The sequence below is a fragment of the Dietzia maris genome, assembly GCF_036287335.1.
Classification (GTDB): Bacteria; Actinomycetota; Actinomycetes; order Mycobacteriales; family Mycobacteriaceae; genus Dietzia; species Dietzia cinnamea.
Genome location: NZ_CP143053.1, coordinates 3,161,072 through 3,173,575 on the forward strand (window position 1 = coordinate 3,161,072; position 12,504 = coordinate 3,173,575).

The following is a 12,504-nucleotide window of genomic DNA, read 5'->3' on the forward strand; positions in this document are numbered from 1 at the left end:
ATTGATGCGTCACCAATCATACCGCCTGCCCGCGGGTGAGGCCACCGTTCCGGCGTCGACGGCGTGTCCCGCGGCGGTGTGCGACGCTGGGGACATGGACTCCGCGCACGTCGACGACGTTCCCGCCCGCTACTCCGACTTCGCCGAGTACGAGGTCCGCGGACGCACGCCCGTGTACCTCTCGTGGGCCCGCGGCGTAGCCGGGGACTCCGCTACCAGCGAGCTCATCGGGACGCTGCCGCGGATCAAGCGCCAACCCGCCCTGTTCTTCGCCGCCGCCCGGCACGCCGGGGCCCCCGAGACAGAGGACTACGCGACCTTCCGCGGGTTCGTCCACGACCACTGGGCCGAGATCGAGCGGATCGCGCTCACCCACTCCACCCAGACCAACGAGGCCAAGCGCTGCGCGGTCCTACTGCCGTTCCTCTCCCTTTTGCCCGGCCCGCTCTCCCTGGTGGAGATGGGGGCCTCGGCGGGACTGTGCCTCTACCCGGACCGCTACGCCTACCGGTACGCCCTCGACGGCGGGAGCACCCGCGAGCTGCGGCCCGCCGCCGACCCCGACAGTGCGGCGGGCCGCCCGCCGGTCCTCGACTGCGACCTCCGCGACGGCGTACCCCTACCGCGCTCGTCGCCCGAGGTCGCCCACCGAGGCGGGGTGGACCTGTCGCCGATCGACCCCGCCGACCCGGACTCCCGCGCCTGGCTGCACAGCCTCATCTGGCCCGGCCAGCACGAGCAGCGGGGACCGCGCCTGGACGCCGCACTGGACATCGCGGCCGCCGACCCCCCGCGGATCCTCGCCGGCGACCTCCTCGAGCGACTGGAGGACTCGGTCGCCGCCTGCCCGGCCGGCACCACCCCGGTGGTGTTCCACACCGCCGTGCTCGGTTACCTCGAGCCGCCGGCCCGCGCCGAGTTCGTCCGCCGGGTCACCGAGCTGGACTGCGTGTGGATCTCCGTCGAGGGCGTGACCCTTCTGCCCGATGTCGCCGCGCAGGTCCCGGAGTCGATCCGCCGCCACAAGGGCATCTTCGTCGTCGCCGTCAACGGACGGCCCCTGGCCACCGCGCACGGACACGGCGACTGGGTCCGCGCCCTCGACGTGCCCTGACCCCGCCCCACGTGGGCCACGCAACGGCGTGGGACATCCGTAGAGTGGCCGCCATGCACGTACTCGAGCCCGGAACCGAGGTCCCCGATCCGCTCGCCCCGTACCTGGACGTGGACCGGTCCCGGCCCGAGCACGAGTGCTGGGTGACCGGGCACATGGTCGCCGGGATCGACGGGACGGCCGCGATCGACGGTCGGGTGGGCTCCCTGTCCACCGCACCCGACCAGGCATTGTTCCGGAGCATGCGCCAGATCGCCGACATCGTGATGGTGGGCGCCGAGACCGTTCGGCGGGAGGGCTACGGGCCGGTGAGACTGTCCGAGGAGGCGCGGGCCCACCGCGTCAGCGCCGGGAAACCGGGGAACCCGCCGGTCGCCGTGATCAGCCGCAGCCTGGACCTCGACTGGAGCGCCCGACTGTTCGCCGACGCCCCCGAGGACGCCCGCACCCACGTCATCACGTGCACTGCCGCGGACCCGACCCGGCGCGCCGAGGCCGAGAAGGTCGCGACGGTCGTCGACGCGGGGCGCGACGCGGTCGAGCCGGCCGCCGCGCTGCGGGCGCTGGCCGACCTGGGGCACCGCGTCGTGCTCTGCGAGGGCGGGCCCACCTGGCTCGGCGAACTCGTCGCGGCAGACCGTCTCGACGAGCTGTGCCTGTCCATCTCCCCGCTGATGGGCGGCGACCCGCTCCCGGTGTGCGTGAACCCGGCGGGAGCGGGGATCGCCCGGTTCGCACTGAAGGGGACCATGGCCGACGGCGACACCCTGTTCCTGCGGTACGAGATGGACCGGCAGGGCGGCGCGAGCGATGTCTGACCAGGCGTTCGAGGACCTCATGGCCTCACTCGACACGGCGATGATCGTGGTGACCACCGCCGCCGAGGACGAGCGGGCCGGGTGCCTGGTCGGCTTCCACGCGCAGTCCAGCATCTCCGGCCAGCACTACAGCGTGTGGCTCTCCAAGGCCAACCACACCTACCGGGTGAGCCTGCGCGCCACCCACTTCGCGGTGCACTTCCTCACCAGCTCCGACCTCGCCCTGGCCGAGCGGTTCGGTACGCGCTCGGGGGAAGACACGGACAAGTTCGAGGGCCTCCAGACCGTGACCGGCGACGGGGGCGTGCCCCTCATCCGCGAGCTCCCCAACCGGATGGTGCTCGAGCGGATCGCCACGCTCGACGACGGCGGCGACCACGTCTGCGTGACGACCCGGGTGGTCTCCAGTCACTCCGGGGGAGCCTTCTCGCCCCTGCGGCTGTCGGACTGCTCCCACCTCGACGCGGGCCACGCCAGCGAGGAGCGGGCGATCACTCCCTGAGCTGCGCGGGGCAGGCGGCTCGGACGGCTCAGCCGAACGGCCACGCGCGGCGCATCGACTGCTCCGCGCCCGGCTCGATGAGGTACTCGGTACCGAAGGCGACCGTGTAGATCTCCGGCGGCAGCGCCAACATGGTGCCGATGTCGCTGGTCTGGCTGGCGTGGCACTGCATCGCGCGGCGCTTGGTCTCGATCACGTCCTGCGGCAGGTCGATCGCCCACGCGATCTCGGACTCCGGCATCCCCACCGGCTGACCGTCGTCGCCGGTGAGGATCATCGCCCGCAGCTGGTCCGGGTCCAGCTCCGTGCCGCCGGCCGCGAGCGTGCGCAGGAACTCGGCGGCCTCGGGGCTGTCGAGCATGGCGAGCTGGGCGTCACGGTTCGTGGTGGCCTCCAGCAGCCGCGGCCGGCGCGCGGCCAGCTCCACCGCGCGTCGGGCGATGCGGTGGACGGCGATGTGATCGGGATGCCCGTAGTTGCCGTGGTCGTCGTAGCCCACGAGGACGTCGGCGTCCTCGCGGTCGAGGATCCGGGCAACCCGGGCGGCGGCGTCGTCGATGTCGGCGCGGTGGAGGCAGAGCGGGTCGTCGTTCTGTTCCCAGCCGGTCATCCCGGAGTCGCGGTAGCCCAGCCAGTCGATGCGGGCCACGCCCAGCACGGCCGCCGCGGCCCGCGCCTCCCCGCGCCGGTGATCGACGAGGTCACCGTTGGGGCCGAGGTGCTCGGGCCGCTCCCCGTGGTCGCCGTCGGTGGCGAACACGGTCACCACCCGGTGGCCCTCCCGGGCGGCCAGGGTCATCATCCCGGCGGTCTGCGAGGTCTCGTCATCGGGATGGGCGTGGAGGAACACGATCGTCGACACCCGGACATTCTGCCCTGTCCGGGCGGTTCGGGGGCGGGCCGGCGGGACGGGCCGACTCAGGCCCGCGCCTCCGGATGACCGGCCAGCCACCGGTCGAAGGCCTGGGCCGTGGTGAGCTCGGGGGTGTAGCCGAAGACCTCGCGCAGCCGCGTGTTGTCCAGCACGGGCCGGTAGCGGAGGAAACCGGTCTGCTCGGGCCCGTATCGACGCGCACGACCTCGGTGCCGAGGCGGCACCGCTCGCGCAGGCCGAAGTGGTCGGCGAAGTCGCGGAAGTAGGCCAACAGGCGGCGGTGGTCCGGGTAGTCCGGGGTGTCGGCCGGCATGGGGAACTCGCCGAACTCCGTGGTGCGGGCCGACGAGATGAGGTGGGCGGAGGAGTAGACCGTGCTCCGCGGCGCGTCGATGTTCCAGAGGCCGCCGACGTCTCCGGCGAGCTCGAAGCCCACCCAGTCGACGCCCTGACGGTCGAGGTTGCGCGCTACCGCGAGTCCGGAGGGCCCCGCCCCGATGATCGCTACTGGACGGGTGTCAATATCTGTCACGGTTACAGACAGTGCCCCAGAACGAGCGACTCCCCGGCCGGTTTCGCTCGGACTGAACGAAACCGGCCGGAGAGTGCGGCGCGGCGCTTACTTCTCGCGCACGACGGTGCCGTCGTCCTGCAGGCGCAGGAGGGGGTAGATGCCGTTCTCGTCGTGGTTCTCGTCGCCCACGACCGGCGGGTTGAAGACGCAGAGCATCTGCATCTCCTCCTCGACGATGACCTGGTGCTTCTCGTTGCCGTCGAGCAGGTACATCGTGCCCGCCTCGAGCGGGTACTCCTTGTTGTTGGTCAGGTCACGCAGCGTGCCCTTGCCGCGGGTCAGCCAGACGGCCTCGACGTGGTTGGCGTAGTGGAAGTCGTTGGTCGTGCCGGCGGCGATGGTGGTCTCGTGGAACGAGAACCCGACGCGGTCGTCGGCCAGGACGATGCGCTTGGACTCCCAGTTGCCGTTGTTGCCCTTGATATGGCGGTCGGTGTCGGTGATCTCGGCGGTCGTACGAACGATCATGCGGTGCCTCCTCGGCCGGGGTGTGGTCTATGGTTCTCAGGCGTACTGCTGGGCGAGGACGTGGTCGACGGCCTCGTAGCAGATCTCGATGCCGCGGTCGCGCTCTTCATCGGTCAGCGTGAGCGGGGCGAGGAACTTGACGACCTCGTCGCTCGGGCCGGCGGTCTCGACGAGCATCTTGTTGTCGAAGCAGCGCGCCATGACCTGCTCGGCGAGCTCGGGATTCTCGAGGAACGCGATGCCGAAGGCCATGCCGCGGCCACGCAGCTCGAGCTTGCCCTCGTACTTGTAGACCAGCGGGGAGAAGCGCTCGCGCAGGATGCGGCCGTTCTCGAGCGTGCGGTTCTGCAGCTGATCGTCCGACCAGTACTTGCGCAGCGCCAGCTCGGCGGTGACGAAGGCCATGTTGTTCCCGCGGAACGTGCCGTTGTGCTCGCCCGGGGTCCACTCGTCGAGGTCGCGTCGGAAGAGCGTCACGGCCAGCGGCAGGCCGTAGCCGCCGATCGACTTGGACAGGGTAACGATGTCCGGCTTGATGCCCGCGAACTCGAACGAGAAGAACTCGCCGGTGCGGCCGCAGCCCATCTGGACGTCGTCGACGATGAGCAGGATGTCGTGACGGACGCACAGCTCGTTGAGCGCGCGCAGCCATTCGGCGCGCGCGGCGTTGATGCCGCCCTCGCCCTGGACGCACTCGACGATGACGGCCGCCGGGCGGTTCATGCCCGAGCCGGAGTCGACGAGGACGCGCTCCATCCACTGGAAGTCCTCGGTGACGCCGCCGAAGTAGTTGTCGTACGGCATCGGCGTGGCGTGCACGAGCGGGATGCCGGCGCCGGCGCGCTTCATCGAGTTACCCGTCACGGAGAGTGACCCGAGGGTCATGCCGTGGAACGAGTTGGTGAAGTTGATGACGGCCTCGCGGCCGGTGACCTTACGGGCCAGCTTGAGCGCCGACTCGACGGCGTTGGTGCCCGTCGGCCCGGGGAACATCACCTTGTAGTCGAGGCCGCGCGGCTCGAGGATCTTCTCCGAGAAGGTCTCCAGGAAAGCCCGCTTGGCCACGGTGTACTTGTCGAGCGAGTGGGTGACGCCGTCGCGGGAGATGTACTCCAGCAGCGCGTTCTTCATGTCCTCGTCGTTGTGGCCGTAGTTGAGGGCACCCGCGCCACCGAAGAAGTCGAGATACTCGTCTCCGTCGACGGTCCGGAGCGTCGCCCCCTTGGCGGTGTCGAACACCACCGGCCAGTTCCGCGAGTAACTGCGCACCTCGGATTCGCGATCGTCGAAAATCTCCGTGTTGGTGTTGGCGTCGTGGGCGGGCTCGGTCATTGCGGTGATCACTCCAATTAGGAAGGTGCGGGCGGCGGTTGCGGGCCGGGCGGCCCGTGCGCCCTTGTCTAGGAAATCGTGTAGAGGTCTTCTTGCTCGTGACCCTCTCCGAGAAGCTCGGAGCTCAGGTAGTCCTCACTGGACAGCGTCATACCGCGGTCGCGGGCGACTGCGCCGAACGTCCGTTGCGACGCCTCGTTGTCCGGGCTGATGGTGGTGCGCAGCCGCACCACGCCGCGTTCGGCCAGCCGATCCATGAGGCTGTGCAGCAGTCGGGCCGCGAGGCCCTTACCGCGCTGGTCGGCGTCGACGCCGACCTGCCACACGAAGATCGTGTCCGGCTCGGAGGGGCGGATGAATCCGGTCACGAAGCCGACGACCCGACCTTCGACCTCCACAACGACCGAGCTCTCGGAGAACTCGGCGCCCCACAGAACGTAGGCGTAGGAGGAGTTGAGGTCGAGGACGCCGCTGTCACGGGCGATCTCCCACATGCGGGTTCCGTCGGCCGCAGTGGGCACACGGAACACCGCGTCGGACGAATCAGGGGTACGGGGTACTTCTCGTTCTCCTGGGTTCATAATCGCCTTCCACCGTAGTGACGCAACCCGGTTGTTGCATCTACCTTCCTCAAGTTGTTACCTGAATAGACGGTGAGTGCGCAGGTGGCCGACGTGGAGTGAGGTCAGTCACCCACGGCCCTTTCCAGGGGACCCTCACCAGCGCGCTCCCGATGGGACGACGGGGGCTATGCACGACAGCCCGATCACCGACTTCGAGGAGTTCCGTCGCCCCCAACCCCTCGCCTCCGAGCCCCCCGGTCGACTCGCACCGCGGAGGAGAGCGCGCGGAGCCCGAGCGCTACCAGGGCTGACTCCCGAGCTCGCCACCTCGGCCTCGCCGCCATCGGGCTCGCCCCTCCCGACCGCCGGCGCTGACCCTGCCCGCCTCAGAACGGCGGCGGTGGTTGGAGGAGTTCGTCGAGGTGTTCGTGTAGGGCGTGGAGGATGGCTTTTTCCAGGGTACTGTCGGTGGGTTTGTTGCGTTCCCACCAGCGACTTGCCTCGGCGGGGGTCACCCTCCCGCGCGGGGCCGGGGCCGGGCTCGAGTCCGGGGTGGTGGGGTCGGGTGCGGGCGCGCCCTCGGTGGGCGTATCCGCGGCCTCGGGTGGCGGCGTGGTCGACTCGGCTGCGTTGCGGGCGGCGGTGCGGGCGCGTTCGCGGGCCAGGCGTTGCGCGCGGCGGGCGAAGTAGGTCGCCTCGTCCAGGACCCCGGCCCCGATGACCGGGCTGGGGTTGCGGCGCTGCTGACGCGCCCAGGCCTCGGCCTCGCTGCGTTGTTGCTCGCGCCGATGCTGGGCCAGCGGCCCGTCGGGGCGGGTGAGCATGACGGTGCCGTCGGGGGCGGTCACGATCAGCGTGCCGTCGGGCTCCAACTTGTAGGTCCAGTCGGAGAACGTTTTGAACCGGTGATGGCGCCGGCACTGGGCCACCAGGTTCGCCTCCACCGTCTGGCCACCGGCGGCGGGGTCGGCGTGATTGAACGGCACCACATGATCCAGATCACAGTCATCGGCCGGGATCGCGCACCCGGGGTGGCGGCAGGTGCCGTCGCGGAGCCGGACCCGGCGCGCCAACTCGGCACCGGGCCGGTACCTCAGGGCGGCGTCGGTGTCGTCGGCGGCACCGATGCGGGGATCGATCTGCTCGAAGGTGGCCCCGTGCGAGGTGGCGAGCATTTCCATCAGGGTCTGCAGGGCCGCTTCGCCGGTGCGGGTGAACTCCACCCGCGCGCCGTGTTCGTCGCGGCCGTTGTCTGCGGTGGCGATGACGGTGACCTTCGGCCGCAACACCGGCGCCTGACCGGTGCCGCCGGTGGCGGGCGCGCCCACGGCGCCGTCAGCGGCATCGTCTGTGCTCGCGGCGTCATCGGAAGCGTCGGCAGCGTCGGGGCGAGTGGGGGTGTCGCCGCAGATCAGGGACATCAGGGCGTCGGCGCGGCGTTCGGCTTTGGAGTAGTTCGGCTCCGGCTCAGGCTCGTCCGGAGCGGCGGCCGTGGCGTCGGCGTCGGCGGCCTGGTGGTCGGCGACCCGCTGGTCGAGGGCTTCGGCCAACACGGCGGCTTCCTCGGTGGCCAGCAGGGCGGAGACGCTGGACATGCCGTCGACGCCTTTGCCGATGCGTACGCCGCGGGTGCGGCTGGCGTCTTCTTTGCGTAGCCGGATGGCGTCGGGGTCGTGGCGGCCGATGACGGCGTCGATCTCATCGCGTAGGGCCTTGTCGCCCAGTCGGATGCCGGCGGCGATGCCGTTGAGGTAGTCCTCGACGACCTGGCGTTGGACCTGCTCCAGCACGTCGCCGCGGACGGTGGCCATCTGCCGGGCGAGCAGTTCGGCGACGCGTTGTTCCATCAGCCCGGCGGCCATGGCCTCCAGGATGGCCGGGTAGCGGGTGTGCAGTTCCCAGGAGAAGGACAGCATCTTCTCCGCGCGCCTGGCGGAGATGGACATCGCCGCCACGACATAGCCGGCGGCGGCGACGAGGCCGTCGACGACGGCGTGGCCGGGGCGGGCCTCGTGGCTGCCGTCGATACCGTGCCCGTACTCGCGCCAACATTCCTGCAGCAGGGCGTAGCAGGCCACCAGACGTTGCGCGGCCGCGCGGTTCTCCGCCGCCCACCCCTCCCGCGCCGCCGCCGTCAACCCCGTCAACACCGCCGGGCCGGACGAGCCGGCGGGGCCGGACGCGCCGGCGGGGCCGGACGAGCCGGCGGGGCGAGAGGAACCGGCGGGGTCGGAGGAGTCGGCAGCGCCGAAAGGGGACGCAGGGCCGCCGGCCGTGCGCTCGGAATCGCCGTCCATGCCCCACCCCCTGTGGTCGACCGTGCGGCCGCACCGCGGCCGTCTCGAATATATGTTCTATTCTACGTCCACGTGTTCGACACCACAAGGGCTTCCCACAAGCCGACCGGCGAGTTTCTAAACGACGCGACACCAGCCGGTCCGCGCCCGCAGCGTGAAACCGCGCGCGCAACGCGGCTCGCGCCCACTGCCACCGCTCGCGCGCGCAGCTTCGACGCCGGACCCGGAGGCTGCGAGCGCCCCGAAGATGCGGAATCGCGCGCTCCCTGAGGTACGCGCGATCGGTCAAGCGGAACGGAGAGCGCCGGTCACCGACGGCGGCCGTGGCGCCGCGCAAACCCGGGCGCCTCGCCAACCTCGCGCAGCGCAGCCAGCCCGCGCAGCGCAGCGCCGCCCAGTGGACTCGGTCGTGCCCCGCAGGCCTACTACAGCGCCCGGCCGATGACCTCCTTCATGATCTCGTTGGTGCCGCCGTAGATCCGCATAACGCGGGCGGCCGCGAACTTCTGGGTGATGGGGTACTCCATCATGTAGCCGTAGCCGCCGAAGAGCTGGAGGCAGCGGTCCACGACGTCGTCGAGCATGTCGGTGGCCTGCATCTTGGCCATGGAGGCGGTCACGGCGTCGAGCTCACCGGCGATCTCGCGCTGGATGCAGTAGTCGACGAACGTGCGGGTGGCCATGACCTGGGTCTTGCAGTGCGCCAGCTCGAAGCGGGTGTTCTGGAAGTCCAGCACCGGCTGGCCGAACGCCTGCCGCTCCTTGGTGTACGCGATGGTCTCCACCACGGCGGCCTCGGCCATGGCCAGCGCGTCCACGGCGATGGCCAGGCGCTCACGCGGGAGCTGGTTCATGAGCTGGTAGAAGCCCTGCCCCTCCTCGCCGCCGAGCAGGTTGGCGGCGGGCACGCGCATGTCGTTGAAGAACAGCTCGGCGGTGTCGGCGCCGTGGCGGCCCATTTTCTCGAGCACGCGACCGCGCTCGAAGCCGGGCGTGGAGGCCTCGACAGCGAACAGGGCCATGCCCTTGTGGCCGGCGTCGGGGTCGGTCTTGGCTGCGACCACCACGAAGTCGGCGGAGCCGCCGTTGGAGATGAAGGTCTTGGAGCCGTTGATGACGTAGGAGTCGCCGTCACGCTTGGCGGTGGTGCGCACGCCCTTGAGGTCGGAGCCGGCGCCGGGCTCGGTCATGGCGATCGCGGAGATCCACTCGCCCGAGCACATCTTGGGCAGCCACGCCTTCTTCTGTTCCTCGGTGGCGTAGTTGGCGACGTAGTGCGGGGTGATGGTGGAGCCCACGCCCATGCCGAAGGCGGTGTCGCCGGAGTAGACGAGCTCCTCGGTGACGAGGTACTCCATGCCGGGGTCGCCGCCCTGCCCGCAGTACTCCTCGGGCACGTCGAGGCAGATGAGGCCGGCCTCGCCGGTGCGCACCCAGGTCTCGCGGTCGACGTGCTTCTGCGCGGCCCACTTCTCCTGGTTGGGGGTCATCTCCTTGGCGAAGAACGCGCGGGCGTGTTCGCGCAGCAGCCGGTGGTCGTCGGTTTCCCACGCGGGGCGGTAGTCGGGGAAGAGTGCGGACACGAGAGGCCTCCGGGAGGGGACGACGACGACGAGGAACGCCTCTGAGCTGACGTCCGCCCGTTCCGGAAGAGGGCGCGCGCACGGGCGCGGGAGAGGTCATACTCGTGCCATGAGCGAATCCCCCGACCTGCCGGAGAAGACGGAACCGACCGGGACGACGCCCGGAGGTAGGGCCGCGGCTCTCCCCGAGCCGTTCCCCTCGGACTGGACCCGCTGCCTGGTCCTCGTCGCCCACCCCGACGATCCCGAGTACGGCATGTCCGCCGCCGTGGCCCGGTGGACGGCCGAGGGGCGCAGCGTCGTCTACGTCCTGGCCTCGAGCGGTGAGGCGGGTATCGAGGGCATGCCGCCGACGCTCGCGGGCCCGGTCCGCGAAGAGGAACAGCGGCGGTCCTCGGCGATCGTCGGCGTGGACGAGGTGGAGTTCCTGGGCTTCCCGGACAGCCGGATCGTCAACAACGCGGCGCTGCGTGACGCGATCGCGGACGCGATCCGCCGGCACCGGCCGGACATAGTGGTGTCGCTGTACTCGGGCCCCGAGTTCGGCCCCGGCATGCCCAACCAGAGTGACCACATGGAGTTCGGCGCGGCCGTGGGCGCGGCGTACGACGACCTCGTGGCCGCGGTCGGCGTGGACGCCGCGGAGGGGCGGCCGCAGATGTGGTTCGAGTCCGCACCCGGGCCCACGCACTACGTGGAGGTCACGGGCTTCGTCGAGCCGGCTGTGGAGGCGCTGGCGCAGCACTCCGAGTACCTCTCGGTCCTCGACCCGGCCACGCCCGTGCGGGAGCAGGCCCGTCAACAGGTCGAGGCGGTGTGCGCGCCGATCGAGGGGGTCGCCGGCGGGAACCCGGTCGTGGGCTTCCGCCGGATGCGGCCCTGACGCGCGGCACTCAGGCCGACGCGCCCGACTGGCCCGCCGACGTGTAGGCGGCCTCGGACAGTCGCAGGCGCTCGACGATCTCGTCCGCCCACTCCGCGGTGGGCGAGGTCATGACGCCGTCGCCCGGGCGGCCGACGTAGGTGAGCCAGTAGCGTTGCGCGCCCTCCCCGACGACCGCCGAGTACACGAGCGCGCCCTCCGGGCCGATGATGTCCTGCCGGACCGCCGGCAGCACCCGGAACGACACGGACCAGCCGTCGCCGACGCGGGTGGTGAGCTCCTCGATCCGCTCCTCGACCGGCCGGCCCGGGACGGGGATCAGGGCCGGGCCCATCCCGTTGGCGAGCGCGAACGCCGCCAGCCGGTTGTCCGGTTCGCGCGGGTCGAACAGGTCCTCGGTGAGCGCGCCCGCCAGCACGACGCCGTCAGGGCGCCCGGTCGCGGGACCTCCCGGCTCCGGGCTGGGCTCCGGGCTCATCGCGGTGGTGCCGAAGATCAGCTCGCCCGACTCCGCCCGCCATCCCTCGGGGACGCGGACGACGAGTCCGGCGAGGGGGTCGACGTGATCGGAGCCGGCCGCCACCTGGATCTTCGGCGACAGGGTGCGCTCCGCCGGGGCGTACGTCGCGGACGAGACGAGCACCGTGGCGACCGCGGCGACCGCCGCCAGGACGGCGACGAGCGCCACCACGAGGACGGTCCGGGCACGGCCGGTCGACGGGTTCTGCGAGGCGCCGCGGTCTGAGGTCATCCGCTCAGCCTAGGGTGTCGGCGCTGGCAGCGGGTCAGGCCATTCAGCCGGTCGGGTCATACAGCCGGTCGGGTCATCCGCAGCGTGATGTTGACCCGCCCCGGCTCGGCACCCAGCACCTCGCGGCACCACGACGGCGCCGTGGAGTCGAAGACCTTGGGCACGCCGTGGAACGCCATCCGCGACGGGCCGCCGAAAACCACAAGATCGCCCGACTCCAGGCGGACGTCCGTGTACGGTCGGCCGCGGTGCTCGGGCGTGCCGAAGCGGAACGTACACGCGTCGCCCAGGCTCAACGAGACGACGGGCGCCAGGCTCGCCTCGTCCCGATCCTGGTGCAGGCCCATCGTCGCGCCACGCCCGTAGAGGTTCACCAGGGCGGCGTCCGGGGTGTAGTGATCGCCGCCGTCGAGGACCGCGGAGCGCGGATCGACCGCCGCAGCCGAGGTCAGCGCGGTTCGCGCAGCCCGCAAGAGCCAATCCGGGATGGGCGGGGTGTCCTCGTCGTCGTCGTATCTATACGGGGTCCAGTGACGTCCGAGGCTGAACGTCCGCACCGACATGCGCCCGCCGCCGGGCAGGACGATCGAGCGGGGCGCCGCCACGGCCGCCCAGTCCGCGCACGCCCGGAGCAGGTACTCCTGCTGCTCCCGGCTCATCCAGTCCGGCACGTGAACCGCACCCGGGCCGAGCAGCGACGGCTCGCGGTGGACGCCGAACAGTGGCTCAGTCATTGAAAAAGGAT

12 protein-coding genes and 1 pseudogene are annotated in these 12,504 nt (G+C 71.0%); 4 read left to right on the plus strand and 9 right to left on the minus strand.

The features are described 5' to 3' along the window. Positions 1 to 94 precede the first annotated feature (94 nt). Genes VYL96_RS14660 through VYL96_RS14670 form a run of 3 tightly spaced genes read left to right on the plus strand, consistent with a single transcriptional unit; the run spans position 95 to position 2,434 of the window. Positions 95 to 1,114, plus strand: coding sequence for a DUF2332 domain-containing protein (locus tag VYL96_RS14660; RefSeq protein ID WP_131885087.1), 1,020 nt, complete (start codon positions 95 to 97; stop codon positions 1,112 to 1,114). A 53-nt stretch (positions 1,115 to 1,167) separates the two neighbouring features. Continuing rightward, complete coding sequence (locus VYL96_RS14665) at positions 1,168 to 1,932, plus strand: pyrimidine reductase family protein (RefSeq protein WP_131885088.1); 765 nt, start codon at positions 1,168 to 1,170, stop codon at positions 1,930 to 1,932. Further along, positions 1,925 to 2,434, plus strand: coding sequence for a flavin reductase family protein (locus VYL96_RS14670; RefSeq protein ID WP_131885089.1), 510 nt, complete (start codon positions 1,925 to 1,927; stop codon positions 2,432 to 2,434). Before VYL96_RS14665 ends, VYL96_RS14670 begins: the two co-directional genes overlap by 8 nt. 28 nt (positions 2,435 to 2,462) lie before the next feature. On the opposite strand, the gene VYL96_RS14675 is transcribed toward VYL96_RS14670, so the two are convergent. The 7 genes and pseudogenes from VYL96_RS14675 to VYL96_RS14705 all read right to left on the minus strand — a co-directional run bounded on the left by VYL96_RS14675 (position 2,463) and on the right by VYL96_RS14705 (position 10,125). After that, on the minus strand, positions 2,463 to 3,296 hold the full coding sequence (locus VYL96_RS14675; protein ID WP_131885090.1) for a PIG-L family deacetylase: 834 nt from the start codon (positions 3,294 to 3,296) through the stop codon (positions 2,463 to 2,465). A gap of 250 nt (positions 3,297 to 3,546) precedes the next feature. Beyond that, positions 3,547 to 3,840 (minus strand): annotated as a pseudogene (locus VYL96_RS14680) (NAD(P)-binding protein); the annotation flags it as partial. An 87-nt stretch (positions 3,841 to 3,927) separates the two neighbouring features. Further along, complete coding sequence (locus tag VYL96_RS14685) at positions 3,928 to 4,350, minus strand: ectoine synthase (RefSeq protein WP_131885091.1); 423 nt, start codon at positions 4,348 to 4,350, stop codon at positions 3,928 to 3,930. A 36-nt stretch (positions 4,351 to 4,386) separates the two neighbouring features. Next, positions 4,387 to 5,682 (minus strand): diaminobutyrate--2-oxoglutarate transaminase, encoded by a 1,296-nt coding sequence (gene ectB, locus VYL96_RS14690; protein ID WP_131885092.1) that lies wholly within the window; start codon positions 5,680 to 5,682, stop codon positions 4,387 to 4,389. A gap of 68 nt (positions 5,683 to 5,750) precedes the next feature. Beyond that, on the minus strand, positions 5,751 to 6,263 hold the full coding sequence (gene ectA, locus VYL96_RS14695) for a diaminobutyrate acetyltransferase (RefSeq protein ID WP_043567994.1): 513 nt from the start codon (positions 6,261 to 6,263) through the stop codon (positions 5,751 to 5,753). A 368-nt stretch (positions 6,264 to 6,631) separates the two neighbouring features. After that, positions 6,632 to 8,542 (minus strand): HNH endonuclease signature motif containing protein, encoded by a 1,911-nt coding sequence (locus VYL96_RS14700; protein WP_243699588.1) that lies wholly within the window; start codon positions 8,540 to 8,542, stop codon positions 6,632 to 6,634. A gap of 425 nt (positions 8,543 to 8,967) precedes the next feature. Then, a complete protein-coding gene (locus VYL96_RS14705; protein ID WP_131885093.1) occupies positions 8,968 to 10,125 on the minus strand; it encodes an acyl-CoA dehydrogenase family protein in 1,158 nt (385 codons plus the stop codon). Between the two features lie 109 nt (positions 10,126 to 10,234). On the opposite strand from VYL96_RS14705, the gene VYL96_RS14710 reads away from it, so the two are divergent. Next, positions 10,235 to 11,008 carry a PIG-L deacetylase family protein gene (locus tag VYL96_RS14710; protein ID WP_131885094.1) on the plus strand — a complete coding sequence of 258 codons (774 nt, stop codon included), beginning with the start codon at positions 10,235 to 10,237 and terminating at the stop codon, positions 11,006 to 11,008. A gap of 10 nt (positions 11,009 to 11,018) precedes the next feature. Here VYL96_RS14710 and VYL96_RS14715 read toward each other — a convergent pair whose 3' ends face one another. After that, positions 11,019 to 11,759, minus strand: coding sequence for an APA family fibronectin-binding glycoprotein (locus tag VYL96_RS14715; protein WP_131885095.1), 741 nt, complete (start codon positions 11,757 to 11,759; stop codon positions 11,019 to 11,021). A 56-nt stretch (positions 11,760 to 11,815) separates the two neighbouring features. After that, positions 11,816 to 12,493 carry an alpha-ketoglutarate-dependent dioxygenase AlkB family protein gene (locus tag VYL96_RS14720; protein WP_131885096.1) on the minus strand — a complete coding sequence of 226 codons (678 nt, stop codon included), beginning with the start codon at positions 12,491 to 12,493 and terminating at the stop codon, positions 11,816 to 11,818. Between the last annotated feature and the right edge of the window lie 11 nt (positions 12,494 to 12,504).